We start from the raw sequence: 20,216 nt of genomic DNA on the forward strand, positions 1-20,216 counted from the left end.
AGAAAAATCAAAATATACACGATAACGATATATTTTGATTATCCCATAATCATTGCACCAAACGTTGCTTCTGCAACAGAAACACCATCCACTTTGGCAATACCACGAAATTTCCAAACATTGGCACGTTGGCGTTCTTTTACTACATCAATAAATAATTGGTCGCCAGGCCCGACTGGACGTCTAAATTTAGCGTTTTCAATCGTCATAAAATAAACTATTTTTCCCTCAAATTCTGCGCCTAGCGTTTTAACAACTAATACAGCAGCAGTTTGAGCCATTGCTTCGATGATTAAAACACCTGGCATAACAGGACGAGAAGGAAAATGCCCTTGAAAAAAATTCTCGTTAACAGAAACATTTTTTATACCGGTAGCAGACAATCCTTTTTTTACATTGATCATCCGATCAATTAATAAAAATGGATATCTATGCGGAATTGCACTCATAATGCCTTCTATATCAATGACGGGAAGATCAATAGCAGAATCTTGGTCTTGAGGGGCAACATTTGTTTTATTTGTTTCTATGCTCACTTTTTTTAACCACTTATAAATAATATCAGTTTTATAGTTATCTATTAATACTTATTTTGTCAAAATCATCAATTCACTTTTGACTATCTTCTTTGCCTTTTGACGATTTTGCCATCCGTCTTAAAAACGCAACGTTTTTAAAGAACTCTTTAAATGGCATTGCCGGACTACCAATCACATCTGATTTCGCCTCAACATCAGACATAACACCACATTGGGCGCCCACTCTGGCATGGTCTCCAATATGAATATGCCCAATTAACCCAGCTTGCGCAGCAATAGTAACAAAATCACCCAATTGTGTTGAACCTGATATACCTGCCTGAGATACAACAATACAACATCTTCCCATTTCTACATTATGGCCAATTTGAACCAAGTTATCTAGTCTGGAACCCTCTCCAATAATAGTATCTTTGACTGAACCACGATCAATTGTTGAGTTTGCACCAACCTCAACGTCATTTTTCAAAATTACTTTACCAATTTGAGGGATACTTACAAAACCTTGCTCACCAATAGCGAAACCAAAACCGTCTTGACCAATCCTTGCGCCTGAATACAAGGTTACACGATCCCCAAGCACTGCATGACTTAAAGATACATGATTACCTATACGACAATACTGACCGATTTGCACACCTTGCTCAATTACTGAGTGAGCTCCGATAATACATTCTTTATTGATATGCACCCCATTCATCACCACTGCAAAAGCCTGCACTTCTACACTAGGATGAATGACTGCATCAGGATGGATGTAAGCTGTAGGATGAACCCCAGGCTTTGCAGGCGTTTTAGGATAAAATAAAGTTGCAACTCTAGCCCAAGCTAAATAAGGATTTGAGGTCACTAAAGCATGGCTGGTTTGTGGCACTTTATCTGCAAAAGCAGGGGCAACAATCACAACCCCAGCTTTGGTCTGTGCTAGTAGTGGTAAATAACGTTTATTATCTAGAAAACTAACTTCTGAGGAACTAGCAATTTGTAAAGGAGCAATACCTGTATATTGTATATCTTTAGTAAGAACATCAGGTGAGTTGAGTTGAGCACCTGTTTCCTTAACCAAAGTTTCTATAGTATAAGGACCAGATTTAGAAAAAAAACGACTGTCACCAGGATGATGATTTTCTTGCTCAATACTCACGCGATACACCTTTATTTTTTAGGATTATTACCCTGTTGTTGCTCAGGAGCTTTTTTAACAACACTACTTGTTTCTGTTTTTGGTTCAGCCTCTGGGTTGGCTGTTGTTGGCATTGAACCACTTTTTGCTAATTCTTCAGGATCAACATCTGCTGCTGGAATAAATACAGAAGATAAATTTTTATTTAGCTCTTTAACAACTTCATTCGTTATATCAAGCTCATTTACACTCAAAGCAACTTGCTCACGGTGTAAAACCAAATTCATATTACGACTTGCAGCAACATTTTGAATTAACAAAATAAGTTCACGTTCTACCTGACCAAAAGCAACTTGTGCAGCTTCTTGGATGATACGACTGCGGTTACGGAAGTCCTTTTGAGCGTTAATCACGCGCGCTTGCAACTTGCGACCACGTGCTTGAAGTTGCTCATCAGTCATGGTTTTTGCTTTGGCTTGGATTTGCTGTTGCTCAGCTCGCCAAGCTTTTTGCTCCTTTTGAACATCTCTTTGCAATTGGTCACGACGCTCTACTAATATTTTTTCAGCCTCACGTGCTGCAACTGATTGACGCATCACATCTGGAACACTAATGACCCCAATAACTGCTGTTGGTGGGGAATTAGTCTTTGGCAAAGCTGCTGGTTTAGGAACTGGTGGCAACGGCAAAACGGCCTGAGCTTGATTTTGCACGTCTCCATCTTCAGAGCCATCATCATTAGGAAGTGGTGCTGGCGCTATAGCTCTTGGAGCTGCATGCCTGACAGCTGCTTTCGGTGCAGTAGTCGCAGTTTTAGGCTGACTATTTTTGGGAATAAACCAACCACTTGACTCTTCAGCATGTGCTGGGGATGCAATCGTAATAAAAGACGGTGCTAAAAAAGCCCCAGCAACAGCAAAATATAATCCTAACTTATTAACCATTATCTACCCTTAAAACTGTTGTCCAAAACCAAATCTTACTAATTGCTTACGGTCATGCTTTTCTTTAACCAAAGGAAGTGCCGCATCAACGTTTAACAAACCAAATGGACTTTTCCAAGAAACACCTAAACCAGTACTGACGCGCGGTGATAAACTATCGCCATAAACACCAGTATATTTATCACCAGCCGTTGATTGGTTAGTATATTTACGTTTTACCCTTAACCCATCAAGTGCACCCATATCAACAAAATAACGTCCACTTAACCCTAAATCTCTTGCGGCTGGCATAGGAAAATTAACCTGTGCAGAAGCTGTATACATCGTACGCCCACCCAAGAAATCTTCTTGAGTATGGGCTCTATACTTACCCCTTGCTGGAATACCCTGACTTCGTGGACCAACACCTCCGTCATAAAAACCTCTTAAGTTATTACCCCCAAGATAAAAGTTATCAATAACCATTGTGTCTTTATCACTGCCCATATCAGCAATATACCCAGCACCTGCGGTTAAGCTTAATGTCCAATCACGGTTGCCTGTAATTTCATCCAATGGAATATAGTGAGATGCGTCAATTTTACCACGAGCATATTTTGCATCACCACCAAGACCTGCAATATCTCCACCTAGTTTAACCAACGTACCAGTATGAGGATTAAATCGAGCATCCCGAGTATCATAAGCAATCGTTGTGCTTAACTGAGATAATAAAGAATGCCCTTTTTGATCCAAAATATAGTAAGAAGAATCATCCCAAATGTCATGAACACGACGGTCTATAATTGAATATGTCCATTGTTGAGATAAAACGTTATTAAACGCATACCCCATACGGAATGAGGCCCCAAAACGATCTTCACCATAGTTCTGATAGGTTTGATAACTGTTTTGAATATAGAATAAATCTATACCAGCAACCATATTCTTATTAAGAAAATAAGGATCAGTAACAGACAAGTTCACTTGCTTTGCATAATAAGCTGCTGTTCCAGAAATACCTGCATCAACACCAGTTCCAAGGAAATTACGCTGCCTTAGACCAATGTTTCCCAAAACACCAGAATCGGTAGAATAACCACCCCCAAGTGAAAATTCACCGGTTGGTTTTTCTTGAACATTAATAGCGACGACACGTTTATCTGGAGCAGATCCCTTGACTTGCTGTACTTTAACCTCTTTGAAATATCCCAAATCATCAGCTGCCATTTTCATGTATTTTTCAGTTGTGTTGGTATATGGATCATTTTCCGCAGCAGGTAACTCACGACGAATTACATTATCTTTTGTGACGGTATTTCCGTTAATATCAATACGTTCAACATAAACACGAGGCCCTTCCATCACATCAAATAAAAGATCAACTCTTTTCTTTTCAGGATTACGTGCAATTTCAGGTCTTACAACTGCAAAAGGGTGACCTTGTGATTGTAATGTTTCTTGAATATATTTCGCAACATCTTCGATCTCTTTACCATCGTAAATTTGACCTTTATGCATCACAATCATTTCTCGGACTTTATCTTCCTTAACCCCTTCGAGGTTAGAACGAACATCAACTTTACCCAATCGATATTGAGGCCCCTCTACCATCGTATAGGTAATATAAAATGATTTGTGATCAGGAGACAATTCACCTGTAGCGTTAACGATCTTAAAATCGACATAACCATTACGAAGATAAAAACGACGAAGCAATTCAGCATCGTATTTTACGCGTTCGGGGTTATATTCATCAGCAGAAGATAAAAACCGATACCAAGCTGTTTCTTTGGAGGATGTCACTTGGGCTAAACGTGCCTCACTAAACGCATGATTGCCAACAAAAGCTAATTTTTCAATCGCTGTTTTAGGACCTTCATTGATTTTATAAATAACATCAATACGATTTTTTGATAAATGGATGATTTGTGGCGTTACTGTAACAGAGTAACGTCCTTTGGCAGCATACATTGCCAAAATACGTTTACGATCCTCTGAAATCAAAGCAGGTGAATATACAGCACGTGGCTTTAAAGACGTGTATTTAAGCAGATCCCCATCTTTCATCTTGTGGTTGCCTTCAAAAGCAACAACATTAACAATAGGATTCTCTACGACTTTAACTTGCAAATCATTGCCGGAACGATGGAAAGTTATATCTTTAAATAGCCCTGTTGCGTATAGGGTTTTTAAGGAACGATCTAACAAATCTTTGTTAAATGGATCGCCAGGTTGTGCCAACATATATGATAATACTGTTGGTGTTTCAACACGATCATTACCAACAACCTGGATGGATTGAATAATTCCACCTTGTTTTGTTAAGTTTTTACCAACAGAACCTTTTTTCCCATGGTGAGTGCTTTTTACAGCTTTCTTACCGTGTGAGGAATTATGAGACACGTTACCTGTTGTTTGCGCATGCACAGAGCTACACACAAACGGAAACATACATACAGAAGCAAACAGCGCCGAACGTTTACCTGACAAATCAGCCACCCTTTATTACCAATGGAAACCCACTAAATTGCATATCACAAGAGTTTTTATAAGCAAATACAAATCGTCTTATTTAATCTTAATTCAGTGAGTATCCGTTTTTTATACCATTTGACAAGTCGTTACTTGCTATAAACATAACAGATTTTTAATTAGTGTGACCTGTAAGCCAACGAAATACACTTAATTGAGAGATATCATTGTACATTGAAAATACAAAAAGTAATAAAATCAAAACAAATCCAATCTGAAACGCCCAATTCTGTATTGGTTTTGGCACAGGTTTTCTAAAAATTGCTTCGAATGCATAAAAAACCAAACGGCCACCATCAAGAATAGGAATCGGAAATAAATTAATTAATCCCAAGCTAATCGAAAGAATAGCCATAAAATTAAAAAGATCAGCAAACCCGCCTTTAGATACTTGCCCTGATAATTGTGCAATTTTGATAGGCCCACCAAGATCTTTGGCAGAACGCTGACCAGTAATCATTTGCCCCAAACCCACAACTGTTTGAGCACTAACGTCCCATGTTTTTTCTACAGATGCAATTGCTGCACTCCCGATAGACATCGGCTTACCTTTGATAATATTCATATCAAGTCCAATACCTAATTGGCCAATTTTTTTACCATCTTGGCTGTGACTGCCAATTGTAATAGGCAGAGAGATATCTTTACCCTCTCTATTGACTGTAATTGTTGTAGATAGATCAGGATGTTGTTGAGCAAATAAAATGACTTTCTCAACATTGAGTTTGTCAATATCACCAATCTTAATCAATTTATCTTTTGGTTGAATCCCAGCTTTGGCTGCAGCACTATCTGCGATAATGGATTGTGCAATGGGCTCACCTAATTTAGGTTGACCAACTGTTACGAACAATCCAAAATAAATAATGATCGCTAATAAAAAATTAAATATGGGTCCTGCTGCAATAACAATAGCCCTGCTGCCGACATCCTTTCCGTGAAAGGTTTTTCCGTCGATATAAGTCGCTCTTTCTTCTTCGGTAACGTCTTCTGGATCAGCAAATCCATGGGGCCTTACATACCCACCCAAAGGAATAGGACAAATACGCCACTCGGTTCCGACTTTGTCGTACCAGCGATATAAAGGTTTACCAAAACCAATTGAAAACACATCAACATGAACACCACGCCAACGTGCAGCCAAATAATGTCCTAACTCGTGTACAAAAACGAGCACCCCTAGGACAAACACAAATGATAAAATCATTCGCAAGAAATCATACATAGCCAACATTAAAATTTACCCTACACGCTTACTATTTTATAAAATTACATACTATTACGGTTTTTGATCCATTCTTCGGCATGTCTTCTGGCTTCTTGATCCCAGTAAATAACTTCTTGGATACTATTTGCTTCTGGAGCACCTAATTTCTTCATTACAAATTCAACAGATTGAGGAATATCCAAGAACCCAATTTGCTCTTTTAAAAAAGCATCAACTGCAATTTCATTTGCAGCAGATAAAATCGCAGGAGCACATTTGCCAGCACGTAAGGCTTCACGAGATAAGCGCAACCCTGGAAAACGCACTTCATCTGGAGCTTCAAATTCTAATTTAGCTACCTCAGTCAGGTTTAAACGGTCTACATTAGAACACATTCTGTGTGGCCATGCCAATGTATGAGCAATAGGAATACGCATATCTGGCGCACCAAGCTGAGCAATCATACTGCCATCTTCATATTGAACCATACTGTGAATAATTGATTGCGGATGAATTAACACATCGATTTTTTCTTCTGGCATATCAAATAAACGTGCAGCTTCTATGATTTCTAAACCTTTATTAAACATACTAGCTGAATCAATGGTGATTTTTGCACCCATTGTCCATGTTGGATGTTTCAAGGCCTGCTTTAAAGTAACTTTTTTCATATCTTCAAGGGATGTATTACGAAAAGGTCCACCTGAAGCAGTAAGAATAAGTTTTTCAATTGATTGAATTTGCTTATCAGCCATAGACTGGAAAATTGCATTATGCTCTGAATCTACAGGTAATAAAGTAGCACCTGCTTTTTTTACTGCTTTCAACATCACATCACCAGCAGAAACCAAGGCCTCTTTATTAGCCAAAGCAACATATTTACCATTTTTTACAGCGGCCATTGTCGGTTCCAAACCAACAGCTCCCGTAATAGCTGCCATTGTCCAATCAACAGCAATTGATGCTGCTTCTAAAACAGCTTGCCTACCACCGCTTACTTTGGTTGCATGGCCCGATAATAATTCTTTTAACTCTGGCAAAAACTGCTCATCAGCGATCACAGCATAGTTTGCATTTAAAGCAATCGCTTGTTCAGCTAGCTTTTTAACATTTTTACCACCAACCAAAGCAACGGTTTGAAATGAGGACGGATCTTGTAATAACAAATCAACTGTTGAACAACCGATGCTACCAGTACATCCCAATATAGAAACTGTTTTCATTTTTAAATATCCTTACACATAAGTTGATCAGTTATTTTATCTAAAAATCGTCAAAGGAACAAAGATAGGCTGTTGGTCGCCAACTGGTTTAGTTGATAATAACGCCCCACCCCATTTATCCAAAGCATTGCCAGTAGGTAAGACACAGGAAATAAAAGCAACAAAAATAGATACAAGCAATAAAGCATCAAAACGATCCAATACCCCACCATGACCAGGGATAATTTTACCAGAATCTTTGACACCCAATTCTCTTTTAAGCTTACTTTCTGATAAATCGCCTATTTGGGCAACAATACCTGTAACCGCACTAAACAACGCTCCACCAATAAAAGCAGTAGTTAAACCACCACATAAAAACCAAACAATACCACCACCAACGCACCCTGCGCCAATTAATCCGCCAACAGCACCAGACCATGTTTTTCCAGGGGAAACTGAAGGCATAAGCTTAGGCCCACCAAAAGTTTTTCCTGCAATATAAGCAAAACTATCGCTTGCAATCACCACAGCTACAATAAAAATAACCGTCCACATTTCATAAAAAGTCATAAAACGCAACCAAAGTAGCGAAAGCCCTGCACCACCAATAACCACAGAGCCCAACCATAATTTTGATCCGAAAATAAATGCAAAACATCCCGTAATAACAAGCGCAGGAAACCACATCCCTTGCAGTGCAGCTGCATAAGCAACTAGGGGCCAAATTAAAAAGATAGCCACTCGATAATTAAACAGGTTTGCTTTAAATAAGTTAGCCCACTCCACAGTCATGGCAACTGAAATAATAACCAATAACCCGATATAAAACCAACCACCATAAACAATACAAAATAAAGCTACGGGGATAATCACAAGAGCAGACGCAATACGCAAAGGCAAATCTTGCCAAGAAGATTTCGTTTTATTTGTCACTGACTTTTAATCCTGGCCTGCTGCCAAAACGCCGTTCACGACGAACATACACATCCAGCAAATGATTGAAATGATCTTCGTTAAAATCTGGCCATAAAGTTTCTACAAAGATAAGCTCTGCATATGCAGATTGCCATAATAAAAAATTAGACAAACGATACTCACCGCTCGTCCTGACAATTAAGTCTGGATCAGGAATATCAGGAGCAAACAAATATTGAGAAAATATTTCTTCTGTCACTTGCTCTGATATGAGTTTGTGTTCTTGAACATCATCAGCGATCCGCTTAACGGCCTGAAGGATTTCCCCTCTACCGCCATAAGATAAAGCAAGCGTTAAAATCAAACGATTATTTTTTTCTGTTAATTGTTCAATTGCTTTGAATTCTTGCTGTAATTTTTTATCGAAACGCGTTATGTCACCAATAATACGCACGCAAACACCTTCTTTGTGTAATTTGCGCGCTTCGAATTTCAAGTAATAACGCAACAGAGCCGTTAAATCAGCAACTTCCTCTGGCGTTCTGCGCCAGTTTTCCGAAGAAAACGCATAAAGGGTTAGCCATTGAATATGGTTGCTAATTGCGCCTTTTATGCACCGTTTTACAGCTTGCGCTCCTTCTTTATGTCCAGCAACTCTTGGCAAAGACTTTGCCTTAGCCCATCGGCTATTACCATCCATAATAATCGCAATATGCTGAGGCAAAGATTTTTGTTCAGACAATTTTAAACATTCGTCAGAGTGATCTATTAAAGAAAAAGCCATACTATAAATATCTATTCAGTCTAAAACTAGACTTGCTTGATATCACGTTCTTTTTCAATAAAAATTTCATCAATTTTACTGATAAATTGATCTGTAATCTTTTGAATTTCATCAGACCAATCCTTAACATCATCTTGACTGATGTCACCTTTCTTCTCAGCAGCCTTGGTTTTATCCATACCATCTCGACGAACACCACGCACAGAAACTTTGGCAGCCTCAGTATAACGACCTGCAGCTTTCACCATTTCGATACGACGTTCTTCGGTTAGTTGAGGAATAGGCACACGAATAAGCTGACCGTCTGGCATAGGATTTAATCCCAATCCACTTTCACGAATAGCTTTGTCAACAGCACTAACTAATGTTTTATCCCAGACTTGTACGGTTAACATTCTGGGTTCTGGTGCTGTGATCGAAGCTACTTGAGTAATAGGGGTTATACTGCCATAAGCATCAACGCGAATAGGTTCCAATAAAGCTGCTGTTGCACGGCCAGAACGCAGTCCCGCTAAGTCATGCTTAAAAGAATCAATTGCGCTGTTCATACGACGTTCTATATCTTTTTTCAGGCTATCAATATCATCAACCACAGAAAAAATCCTTTTTTAATAAAATCAATTTTGAATATAGTGAACTAGGAAGCAGTTTCAGCAGAAACAACAACTTTGGTAAAAGTGCCTTGATTATTTAAAACTCGACTAAAATTCCCTTTTTCATGCACATCAAAAACAATAATAGGCAATTGATTATCACGAGCCAAACTTAAAGCTGTCGCATCCATTACATTTAATCCTTTGGCCAATGCCTCTGTATAAGTCAGAGTATCATAGCGTTTTGCTTCTGGATTTTTTTTAGGATCTGAATCATATACACCATCAACCTGTGTTCCTTTTAACATAAGGTCACAATCCATTTCAATGGCACGCAAAGCAGCTGCTGTATCCGTTGTGAAATATGGATTACCAGTGCCCGCAGCAAAAATAACGACATGCCCTTTGTCCATATGGCGCATTGCTTTGTCACGAATATATGTTTCAGCAATCTGCGGCATAGAAATCGCTGACATAATATAGCTGTCAATATTATGTTGTTGCAAAACACTATTCATCACAACCGCATTAATTACGGTTGCCAACATTCCTGCATAATCGCCTTGAACTCTATCCATTCCTTTGGCGGCAGCGGTCATTCCACGAAAAATATTACCCCCACCAATCACCAAACAAACCTCTATACCAGAATTGGCAACACTTGCTATATCTTCCGCAATTGCATTGGCAATCTCGGGATCAACACCATAGGCTCCGCGCCCTAACAAGGCTTCTCCGGATATTTTTAATAACACACGTTTAGGGGTATAATTTTTTGAAGAGCTCATTATTTTTTCACATCTAGTTTAGGATTATAAACGGTAAAGAATACTACATCAGCAGGCGGTTTTTTAAAAGTATGAAATCATTTTTGACAGCGTTTGTTGTTTATAAAAAAATTATCATTCCAAACCAATAGCTTTCAATCGAGCTTTTTCACCATCCCAGCCTTTACGTTCTTTAACAATCAAAAATAAATGACAAGGACGCTCTAACAAACGATTCAACTCTTTACGAGCACGTTCACCAATCATTTTAATTTTTTGTCCCTTGTCACCAATTATAATAGCCTTATGATTAGCACGCAAAACATAAATTGTCACATCAATGCGAACAGAACCATCTGGTCTTTCTTTGAAACTCTCGGTTTCTGCAGTCACAGAATAGGGAACCTCTTCATGCGTCTGCATAAAGATTTGCTCTCTGACTAATTCGGCTGCTAATAAACGATCAGGCAAATTGGTTAAATCATCTTCGGGGTATAACCAAGGCCCTTTAGGCAAATCTTCAGCTAAAGCATCAAGTAAATCATCAACTCCACTGCCTGTCTTAGCGCTAACCATAAAGCTTTTTTCAATAGGTAGTAACGCTGTTATTTCCTCGGTCAAAGGTAATAGTTTTTGTGTATTAATCTTATCAATCTTATTAAATACCACCCAAATACGACGAGAAGTTTCTTTTAACTTATTAATAATTTCGATATTTTCTTCAGTTAACCCAAAAGTTGTATCAATTAACAAAAGCGTAATATCAGCATCCACAGCACCTGTCCAAGCAGCAGAAACCATTGCTTCGTCGAGCTTTCTTTTGGGTTTGAAGATACCTGGCGTATCCATCAACAAAATCTGAGTTTGCTGGCGCATGACAATACCCAAAATACGCATACGCGTCGTTTGTGCTTTAGGGCTGACAATTGATAGCTTTGCGCCTGCCATTTTATTAAGTAACGTTGATTTTCCAGCATTTGGCGCCCCTATCAGAGCCACAAATCCACAATGCATTTTTTTTATCCTGCTTTTTTTGGTTTTTTTATTGAGTTTAATTGAGTAAGCAAATTCTTTGCCGCAGCACTTTCTGCAGCACGTTTATTACCGCCTTGCCCTTGGCCTTCATGTTTTTGCACAACGACTTTGATTACAAATATCGGCGTATGAGAAGGCCCTTCTTGAGAAACTAACTCATAAACAGGCAAAGGTAATCCTCTTGCCAACACCCATTCCTGCAATGCAGTTTTAGAATCTTTTGGCGGCAAAGGCTGGGATTCAATAATTTTTTCCCATAATTTGTGAACCAGCTTCTGAACAGGTTTTAACCCACCATCAAGATACATAGCTCCTAAAATAGCCTCTACAGCATCAGCCAAGACGCTGTCTGTATGATGAACACCTGCTTTTTCTTCATGTAAAGCCACATGGATAGCTTCGGAAATATTAAGAAGCTCTGCAATTTGTGCCAATACAGTTTTAGAAACCAAGTGCGCATGTCTGGGACCAAGATCACCCTCTTGCTCATTAGGATAGCGCTTTAGTAACCATTCTGCCATCACCAACCCCAGAACTCTATCACCTATAAATTCTAATCTTTCATTGGAGCTGACACGCTTTACTTTTTTCCTCGGAGTTCGATTTTCATAAATCGCAGAACGGTGAGTCAATGACTTTTTTAACAATGCCTTTGATTGAAATTCATATCCCAGCTTGCTTTCTAATTTTTTTTCAAAAACGCCAAGCGCCTCTTGCTTTTCTACTATCATTTTACGCTCTTAAATAACCGATTCCAGCGTATTTCCTCAGGCCAATGCCAAAATTGCCATACAGGATATTTACTATCATAAGAGTAAAAAATAAACTGAACTTTGCCAATTAGATTTTCAATAGGTACAAATCCCAAATAATTCGACGTATCAGGATTATTAAAACGACTATCAGCACTATGATCTCGATTATCGCCCATAGCAAAAAAATGATCTGCAGGAACATGATAAGGAATAGTATAGTTTGGATTAATATCCCCTTCGCATACAAGATCTTGACCACAAGGACTATTCATACTTTGTAAAATTTTATGCTCAACAATTGAGCCATCTTTACGAGGTAAATATTCTGTATATAAATTTTCAGTAAGATCTGACTCGTTCAAAGATTCTTGATATGTATAAGGCCCGTCTAAACGACGTTTAACAGGCTGATCATCAATATAAAGCACCCCATCCTTGACCTGAACCGTATCGCCAGGCAGGCCGATCAATCTTTTAACATAATAATCAAATGGCGCCTTGGTACTTCTAAAAACAACAACATCTCCTCTTTGAGGAGGCGTATACCAAATTCGCCCTTTAAAATCAGGTTGGGAAAAGAAAAATGAGTGTTTTGAAAAACCATAGCTATATTTGCTGACAAAAATATAATCCCCAATTAATAGAGATGGGATCATAGAGCCTGATGGAATATTAAAAGGTGCAAACAATAAGCAACGAACAACAACAATAATCAGCCCTGCCCAAAAAACTGTGGAAATCAACTCTGTGATACCACCAGGTTTTTTCTTTCCCTGTTGTGGGATTTGATCTATCTCATTTTTCAAATTATTATTCATAAACTCTTATCTATCACGTTGGGTCATTTTATATAGTTTGCGATAATGCCAAATGCGTTATCACAATTTTCCTCCTATTTATTCCTTACTGGGCAATAATTCAATCATTACTTGCGCAAAGGCATAAGGAAGCTCATCCGTCATCGTTAATAAAATGTTCGGCTCATAACCCTCTTTCCCTAATTTATTTAACTGCTTTAATGCACCATTTGTTAACTTTAAAGAGGGTTTTCCACTAGGTAAATTAATAACCTCAATATCTTGGTAAAATACGTCCTCAGTAAATCCCGTTCCTAATGCTTTGGCACATGCCTCCTTTGCAGCCCAACGTTTTGCATAAGTCCCAATTCGCGTTTTTCCGTAACGTGCTTCTGCTTTTTTTATTTCATTAGGCGTAAATATGCGTTGAGTAAAACGCTTTCCATGTCGGTTTAAGACTTCTTCTATTCTTCTTACATCACATAAATCAGAGCCTATACCTAAAATCATTTTTAACCCTTAAGACGTAGATCGTTCAACGTGAATAATACCTTTGATTACTTGCAGTCCTAAAATTAGAGAATTTAAATGTTCAACATCTTTCACCTCTAAATCCAATAGAATTTCAATAAAATCTATATGACGATTTAAAATCTTTAAATTTAGAATACTACCATTATACTGTGCTGCACGATTAGTAATGCTGGCCAAAAGCTCTGAGTTATTTTCTCCGACAACCTTGACGCGACCGACAAAATTTTTCTTGGCATCTACATGGCCCAGAATATCATAATCCCAATCCATACTCATAAAACGTTCAGGTGTAGAAGCATAGTTACTGAGCATAGAACAAGATTTGCGATGCACTGTAATCCCCTTACCCGTTGCTACAATTCCAACAACCGTATCCCCGGGCAAAGGATGGCAACATCCTGCAAAATGCACACTGATCCCCTTACTCATTCCCTTTAAAGGGATCACGTTATGATGATGCGCATTTGCATTCAACACGGCGGATTGTGTTTTTTTCTCGGTCAGTCCAGGGACAAAGCGTGGAGCTCTTTTGATAGGGCGCAACTCAGGATAAGCTGTATAAACAACATCTTTTGCCAACAAGGAATTACTGCCAACTGAAACATATAAATCAGTAACGGACGCTTGTTTTAACGGTTTTAAAACCCCTTCAAGAATTTTCTGAGATCCGTCAACACCCTCTTGACGAAATGCTTTAGCCAACGCAACGCGCCCTGCTTCAACCTTAATTTCTTTTTGTTGACTGCTGACGAAATGGCGAATACGCGCTCTAGCCTTACCCGTGACAACAAAACGCTCCCAAGAAGGAGAAGGGTTTCCTTCACGGGCAGTCATAATCTCAACTTGAGCACCATTATGCAATTGCTCTCGCAAAGGCACCAAACGCCCATTTACTTTGGCTCCGACACAGCGATCCCCTACCTGACTATGTACAGCATAGGCAAAATCTACAGGCGTTGCCCCTCTTGGCAGCTGAATCAACTCACCTCTTGGGGTAAAGCAAAAAACTGAATCTTGATATAATTCTAATTTGGTATTTTCTAAAAACTCATCAGGTGCTGCAGAATCCTCTAAAATATCCAAAAGATCCTGAACCCAGCGCAGTTTCTTTAATTTAGGAGCCACCACACTGACTTCAGAGTTGAGTTTTTGTTGCCCTTTATCTGCAACAGGTAATTGTTTGTAAACCCAATGAGATGCCACCCCATTTTCAGCAATATCATGCATTTCACGCGTACGAATTTGTATCTCAATACGCTGATTACGCGGTTGCCTTAAGTTAACACCTGTATGAATACTTTGATAACCATTGGCTTTGGGTGCTGAAATATAGTCTTTAAACCGTCCAGCAACAACAGGATAGCTGCTATGCACAATCCCCAAAGCAGTATAACATTCTTCTTTACTATCAACGACAATTCTAAATGCCATAATATCAGATAGTTGTTCAAATGCGACTTGCCTTCTATTCATCTTTTCCCAAATAGAATAACAAGATTTTTCACGCCCTGTTATTTCAACATTTTTTAAACCAGAATGCTCGCACAATTCCTTTAATTCAGAGCAAACCTCTTCAACAATATCAGCCCCTTGCCCCCTCAAATAATTTAACCGAGCCCGTATAGAAGCATCACCTTCTGGCTCTAAAACAGCAAAAGCAATATTTTGCAACTCTGTTTTAACATTATCCATACCAATGCGCTCGGCCAAGGGCGCATAAATATCCATGGTTTCACGCGCAATTCGTTGTTTGCGATCCAAACGTTGAACATAATGAAGCGTTCGCATATTATGCAAACGATCGGCCAGCTTTACAATTAATACCCTGATATCTTTGGACATTGCCAAGACAAGCTTGCGAAAATTTTCCGCTTGCTTTGTGCGATCTGATTGTAATTCTAAACGGGTAAGTTTGGTAACACCATCGACAAGATCAGCAACTACAACCCCAAATTCTTTTTCCAAGAACTCTCGTGTGACTTCAGTATCTTCGATTGTATCGTGCAATAAACCTGTAATAATAGAGGTAGTATCAACCCTTAAATGAGCCAAGATATTAGCAACAGCTAGGGGATGAATAATATAAGGGGCCCCATTATCTCTGAACTGTTTTTCATGCGCTTTAAGCGCTACTTTGAACGCTTTTTCAACAAGTGAAAGGTCTGATTCACTATCATATTTACGAATATGACGAATCAAACCTTCACAATCAATATGATCGCTTTCACTTAATGAAACTGTGGGAAGATAAATATTTTCCACTTAACCCCTGATACTGATTAATTACCATATCATTAAGTATAAGCATAAAAACCGATAATAAAACAAGGGTTTTACTAAAAATTTTCAGACCCAGAGCGGCGACGATCTAACTCACTCATAATTTCATTAATGTTTTCAAAAGAGTTCTGAGAAGTATGACGTTTTTCTTCTTCAGCAGTTACATCTTGTAAACCGAAAATATTTTTTTCAGTTGGAATTAAATCCACAACTTCTTCATCAACAGGTTCTGGTTCTGGTGCTCTGGCTAATGAACGAATAATATCCGCTTTAATCGCTTCTAAATCTAATTTTTCTTCGGCGATTTCACGCAATGCAACGACAGGATTCTTGTCATTATCACGTTCCAAAGTCAAAGCTTCCCCTCTTGAAAGGTTACGTGCTCTTTGTGCTGCGTGCAGAACAAGATCAAAACGGTTAGGAATTTTTTCAATACAATCTTCGACAGTAACGCGTGCCATGAATCATTTATCTCCGGATTTTAAATCAATCTTGTATGTTTATTCTAAATTTAACTAAAAATCAAATTTCTTCTTGTTTATTATCTATAAAAGGAATGATTTCTTGATCGCTAGGAAGCTCCGAGATCAATTGATCAACACTTTTATGTGATATGGGGTGTATCCATTCAGGGTCAATATCACGTAATGGATATAATACAAACCCCCTTTGATGCATCCTGGGATGAGGTACTATGAGCTTGGGTATATCATTGATTATTTCGCCGTTAACATCCAAAATATCCAAGTCTAACGGTCGTGCATCGTTAAGTTTCTGACGCACTCTACCAGCCTCTTTTTCCATCTCATTTAAAATATTCAGCAAGTCAATTGGCTTGATTTTTACATCCAATGCAACAACCCCATTCGTATAAAGAGGTTGAGAAGATGGAGGAATTGGGCTAGTTTGGTACCAACAAGATTGCTTTATAGAACATTGCAATTTAACGGATAAACGACGCAACGCCTCTTGACACATACCATAAGGAGTATCAGACCAAACGCCTCCAAGATTGCTACCAACTGCTATAATAATCATATTTTCATCTAACACAAAATTCGTCACTTAATTGAAACATATTAAGATTGTTATCATTATACTATCTGCTACTTTATTCATATCAATTATACTGATTTTTTACATAATTGTTTTTTTAATTGGGATTATTTGCATGCTTTTTAGAGAAAATGAAAAGGTTTGCCTCTTTATTGATGGCGCTAATTTATATTCTGCCTCTCGCAACTTGGGCTTTGATGTTGACTATAGAAACTTATTAGCCTTCTTTAGAAAACATTGTAATGTTGTACGCGCTTATTATTATTCTGCTGTGCTGGATACCGAGGAATACTCTCCTTTAAAGCCATTAACTGATTGGTTGGCTTATAATGGATTTTTCCTTGTAACCAAAAATGCACGCGAATTTACTGACCAAAATGGCCGTCGCAGAATTAAAGGAAGCATGGATATTGAGCTTGCAGTCGATATGATGGAAATTGCACCACATATTGATCATGCTGTATTGTTTAGCGGAGATGCTGACCTACGCCGTTTGGTTGAATCGGTACAAAAACAAGGTGTGCGTGTAACTGTGATATCTTCTGTAAAAACGAACCCTCCAATGATTGGTGATGAGTTACGAAGACAAGCTGATCAGTTTTTAGATCTTGTTGATATTGCCCCTGAATTTACACGTCGCTCGGGGGATAACACCGTACAAAATGATATTCCCAATCCTGTTATTCCTTTCACAGAATAAGTTACAGAATAATGATACCCGGCTTGCAACCTGATATGAATTGCCCTTTATGCCCTAGATTACAGGAATATAGAGAGAAAAATAAACAATTATATCCCAAAGGATGGAATGCACCTGTACCACCATGGGGAGATCCACAAGTAGAATTTTTAATTGTGGGTCTTGCACCTGGGGTCAAAGGTGCAAATCTAAGTGGTCGCCCTTTTACAGGGGATTATGCAGGCATGTTATTATATAACACATTAGTCAAATATCATTTTGCCAGCGGTATTTACAAAGCTGATCCCCAAGATGGTCTTTCTTTAGGTAACTGCCGAATTATCAATGCGGTACGTTGTGTCCCTCCAGAAAATAAACCCACCTCTCAAGAGGAAAAAAACTGTCGTCCTTTTTTATTAAAAGAGCTACACCATATGCCAGCTTTGAAATTTATTTTAACTCTGGGTGTAATCGCACATAAAAATATTTTAGCTTGTTTTAATCGTCCCGTAACCAGTATCAAATTTAAACACGGCCAATTTTTTAAAATCAATGATCACATTACTGTGGTAAACAGCTATCATGTTTCTCGTTACAACACCAGCACAGGTGTATTAACTACACAAATGTTCGAAGATATTGTTGATTCTATTCAACAAAAGCTAAAATAGTTCAATTATTTTTTAAAAAATTTCTTATAAATAATTAAAACAATCATTCCAACTATAATTAATATATACCCAATAAGGGGTGAAATAAGTAATGCACCTTCTACTGTCATAAACTTCCACTTATTATAAATAATAAAGCAATAATTTTATTCATACTCTTATAATTATTAATTTAATAGTAGATATTTTATAAACTTATTGATAATAATAATCATTATTATCAATAGGCTACTTTTATGAATAAAAAAACTTTTTCTTTTTTTAGTATTTGTCATCAATGGATTGGATTAGTCGGAGGTTGGTTTTTATTTATCATATTTATTTCAGGCAGTATTTCTATTTTTGATAAAGAAATTACGCAATGGATGCAACCGGAACTGGCTTTATATTCTCCGACAAAGGATGTGTCTACACAAGCCTTGAACCAAGCTTATGATAGTTGGAAAGAATATAAGGATATTCGTAAAAATTTAATTATCCTGCCCTCAGCCCGAGATCCGTTTATTAGAGTTTTACATTATCAAGATGAACTACTCCAAGGTGTGGTTATTCATCCTCAAGAGGGAAATGTCATTCCTGCCAGAGCCACTGGAGGAGGCGATTTTATTGATAGTTTACACCGCCATTTATTTATAGGCCGCTCAATTGGCGGAGCTATTGTTTTAACGATAGATATCGCATTTATATTAATTTTAATTTCAGGTATCGTTATTTACCTACCGACATTGATAAAAAAGTTATTTTTCATCTATCCAAAACCTAAATCTTTACGATTTAAATCTGATCTACATACACTTATTGGAATTTTCTTTTTACCTTTCCTCTTTGTTATTGCCATAAGTGGTTTTTTATTTTTAGCCCCCCGTTACTTGCCTAGCACAGAAACTAAACCTCATATTTCTGCGCAACATCATAAAAAAACGAATGCTGACACACGTCCCGATCTATTCCCTCTCCTTGCAAAAGCAGAAACTTATTTTGGAGCTATGCCCAGTGCTATTGTGTTTGCAAAAAAAGAAATTCGCTTTATGGAAAATGATGAGGCGAGAATTGCACGACTTAAAAACTATGTCGCATTTGATCGCAATACCATGCAACAAACTTCATCCTCCACGCCCCCTACGGCACTTAGTCTTTTAAATAAAACGCTATTAGGTATTCATATGGTCAGGGCTGGCGATACCATCTTAAGAATTGTTTTTTTCCTCATGGGTATAGGCAGCTCAGTTTTAGTAGCTTATGGCCTATTACTTTTCTGTAATAAAAAAAGAAACAGTGTTTCATCGAATACTTCGATGTATAAACAATATTTTTATAAAACCGTAGAAGGTATTAATATTGGAATTATTATGGGAATATTAATCGCATTAGTTGCCTTCTTTTGGCTTAATCGGTTACTTCCCATATCATTACCTCAAAGATTACACTGGGAAATAACTGGTTTTTTTTCAGTTTTTTTTATTATACTAATCACATCTATCTTAAGCACAACCTGTAATAAAACTTATCTTACTTGGATAAGTTCAATAGGATTTTTCTCAATATTATGTTTATTTTTACCTGTTTTAGACATAGCCCTATGTTCTTCCTATCTGAAAGCAGCCATCTTTAATCAACATTATTTATATATTATAATGGATAGTGTCATTTTCTTCTTAGGCTTGATTTTTCTACGATTATTTTTTTATATCCAAAGCATAGGAAGAAAATAATGTTTATTCTTGTGATTACAATTAACCTGATCAGTATATTTTTCCTGATTTGCGCACTTAACGTTATTAGAAAACGTTATAATCTTGCGAATACATCGCCTACTGA

General features: G+C 37.8%; 20 protein-coding genes. 3 read left to right on the forward strand and 17 right to left on the reverse strand.

All coding sequences use genetic code 11. From position 1 onward, the window contains the following. Positions 1 to 38: 38 nt before the first annotated feature. The 17 genes from fabZ to folK form a co-directional block, all read right to left on the reverse strand. Positions 39 to 482: a 3-hydroxyacyl-ACP dehydratase FabZ gene (gene fabZ, locus COMX_RS04535; RefSeq protein WP_235176805.1), complete on the reverse strand. Its 444-nt coding sequence runs from the start codon at positions 480 to 482 to the stop codon at positions 39 to 41. Positions 483 to 609: 127 nt separating this feature from the next. Beyond that, complete coding sequence (gene lpxD, locus COMX_RS04540) at positions 610 to 1,683, reverse strand: UDP-3-O-(3-hydroxymyristoyl)glucosamine N-acyltransferase (protein WP_034337509.1); 1,074 nt, start codon at positions 1,681 to 1,683, stop codon at positions 610 to 612. Between the two features lie 11 nt (positions 1,684 to 1,694). Beyond that, positions 1,695 to 2,606 (reverse strand): OmpH/Skp family outer membrane protein, encoded by a 912-nt coding sequence (locus COMX_RS04545; RefSeq protein ID WP_034337512.1) that lies wholly within the window; start codon positions 2,604 to 2,606, stop codon positions 1,695 to 1,697. Between the two features lie 9 nt (positions 2,607 to 2,615). Further along, positions 2,616 to 5,039 (reverse strand): outer membrane protein assembly factor BamA, encoded by a 2,424-nt coding sequence (gene bamA, locus COMX_RS04550; RefSeq protein ID WP_084051543.1) that lies wholly within the window; start codon positions 5,037 to 5,039, stop codon positions 2,616 to 2,618. Between the two features lie 196 nt (positions 5,040 to 5,235). After that, complete coding sequence (rseP, locus tag COMX_RS04555; protein ID WP_034338944.1) at positions 5,236 to 6,345, reverse strand: RIP metalloprotease RseP; 1,110 nt, start codon at positions 6,343 to 6,345, stop codon at positions 5,236 to 5,238. Between the two features lie 44 nt (positions 6,346 to 6,389). Then, positions 6,390 to 7,550, reverse strand: coding sequence for a 1-deoxy-D-xylulose-5-phosphate reductoisomerase (dxr, locus tag COMX_RS04560; protein ID WP_034337515.1), 1,161 nt, complete (start codon positions 7,548 to 7,550; stop codon positions 6,390 to 6,392). A 36-nt stretch (positions 7,551 to 7,586) separates the two neighbouring features. Further along, positions 7,587 to 8,465, reverse strand: a complete 879-nt coding sequence (locus COMX_RS04565) for a phosphatidate cytidylyltransferase (protein ID WP_051461868.1) — start codon at positions 8,463 to 8,465, stop codon at positions 7,587 to 7,589. Next, entirely contained in the window at positions 8,455 to 9,231 is a 777-nt protein-coding gene (gene uppS, locus COMX_RS04570; RefSeq protein ID WP_051461869.1) for a polyprenyl diphosphate synthase, read from the reverse strand. Before uppS ends, COMX_RS04565 begins: the two co-directional genes overlap by 11 nt. 26 nt (positions 9,232 to 9,257) lie before the next feature. Continuing rightward, complete coding sequence (frr, locus tag COMX_RS04575) at positions 9,258 to 9,779, reverse strand: ribosome recycling factor (protein WP_051461979.1); 522 nt, start codon at positions 9,777 to 9,779, stop codon at positions 9,258 to 9,260. A gap of 89 nt (positions 9,780 to 9,868) precedes the next feature. Further along, positions 9,869 to 10,612, reverse strand: coding sequence for a UMP kinase (gene pyrH / locus COMX_RS04580; RefSeq protein ID WP_034337521.1), 744 nt, complete (start codon positions 10,610 to 10,612; stop codon positions 9,869 to 9,871). 114 nt (positions 10,613 to 10,726) lie between these two features. After that, complete coding sequence (gene era, locus COMX_RS04585; protein ID WP_034337524.1) at positions 10,727 to 11,605, reverse strand: GTPase Era; 879 nt, start codon at positions 11,603 to 11,605, stop codon at positions 10,727 to 10,729. Between the two features lie 5 nt (positions 11,606 to 11,610). Continuing rightward, on the reverse strand, positions 11,611 to 12,357 hold the full coding sequence (gene rnc, locus COMX_RS04590) for a ribonuclease III (RefSeq protein WP_034337527.1): 747 nt from the start codon (positions 12,355 to 12,357) through the stop codon (positions 11,611 to 11,613). Continuing rightward, positions 12,354 to 13,199 (reverse strand): signal peptidase I, encoded by an 846-nt coding sequence (lepB, locus tag COMX_RS04595; RefSeq protein ID WP_034337530.1) that lies wholly within the window; start codon positions 13,197 to 13,199, stop codon positions 12,354 to 12,356. The genes rnc and lepB overlap by 4 nt, the downstream gene beginning before the upstream one ends. A gap of 78 nt (positions 13,200 to 13,277) precedes the next feature. Beyond that, positions 13,278 to 13,688 (reverse strand): holo-ACP synthase, encoded by a 411-nt coding sequence (gene acpS, locus COMX_RS04600; protein WP_034337533.1) that lies wholly within the window; start codon positions 13,686 to 13,688, stop codon positions 13,278 to 13,280. Positions 13,689 to 13,697: 9 nt separating this feature from the next. Continuing rightward, entirely contained in the window at positions 13,698 to 15,974 is a 2,277-nt protein-coding gene (locus COMX_RS04605; RefSeq protein WP_084051508.1) for a RelA/SpoT family protein, read from the reverse strand. Positions 15,975 to 16,048: 74 nt separating this feature from the next. Next, positions 16,049 to 16,453 (reverse strand): DNA-directed RNA polymerase subunit omega, encoded by a 405-nt coding sequence (gene rpoZ / locus COMX_RS04610; RefSeq protein WP_034337537.1) that lies wholly within the window; start codon positions 16,451 to 16,453, stop codon positions 16,049 to 16,051. A gap of 61 nt (positions 16,454 to 16,514) precedes the next feature. After that, a complete protein-coding gene (gene folK, locus COMX_RS04615) occupies positions 16,515 to 17,057 on the reverse strand; it encodes a 2-amino-4-hydroxy-6-hydroxymethyldihydropteridine diphosphokinase (RefSeq protein WP_152534153.1) in 543 nt (180 codons plus the stop codon). Between the two features lie 106 nt (positions 17,058 to 17,163). On the opposite strand from folK, the gene COMX_RS04620 reads away from it, so the two are divergent. The 3 genes from COMX_RS04620 to COMX_RS04630 all read left to right on the forward strand — a co-directional run bounded on the left by COMX_RS04620 (position 17,164) and on the right by COMX_RS04630 (position 20,110). Beyond that, on the forward strand, positions 17,164 to 17,748 hold the full coding sequence (locus COMX_RS04620; protein WP_051461871.1) for a LabA-like NYN domain-containing protein: 585 nt from the start codon (positions 17,164 to 17,166) through the stop codon (positions 17,746 to 17,748). A gap of 11 nt (positions 17,749 to 17,759) precedes the next feature. Continuing rightward, positions 17,760 to 18,398, forward strand: coding sequence for a uracil-DNA glycosylase (locus COMX_RS04625; protein WP_034337540.1), 639 nt, complete (start codon positions 17,760 to 17,762; stop codon positions 18,396 to 18,398). A 236-nt stretch (positions 18,399 to 18,634) separates the two neighbouring features. Next, entirely contained in the window at positions 18,635 to 20,110 is a 1,476-nt protein-coding gene (locus COMX_RS04630; protein ID WP_034337544.1) for a PepSY-associated TM helix domain-containing protein, read from the forward strand. Positions 20,111 to 20,216 lie beyond the last annotated feature (106 nt).

The sequence above is a fragment of the Commensalibacter papalotli (ex Servin-Garciduenas et al. 2014) genome (assembly GCF_000527695.1).
Classification (GTDB): Bacteria; Pseudomonadota; Alphaproteobacteria; order Acetobacterales; family Acetobacteraceae; genus Commensalibacter; species Commensalibacter papalotli.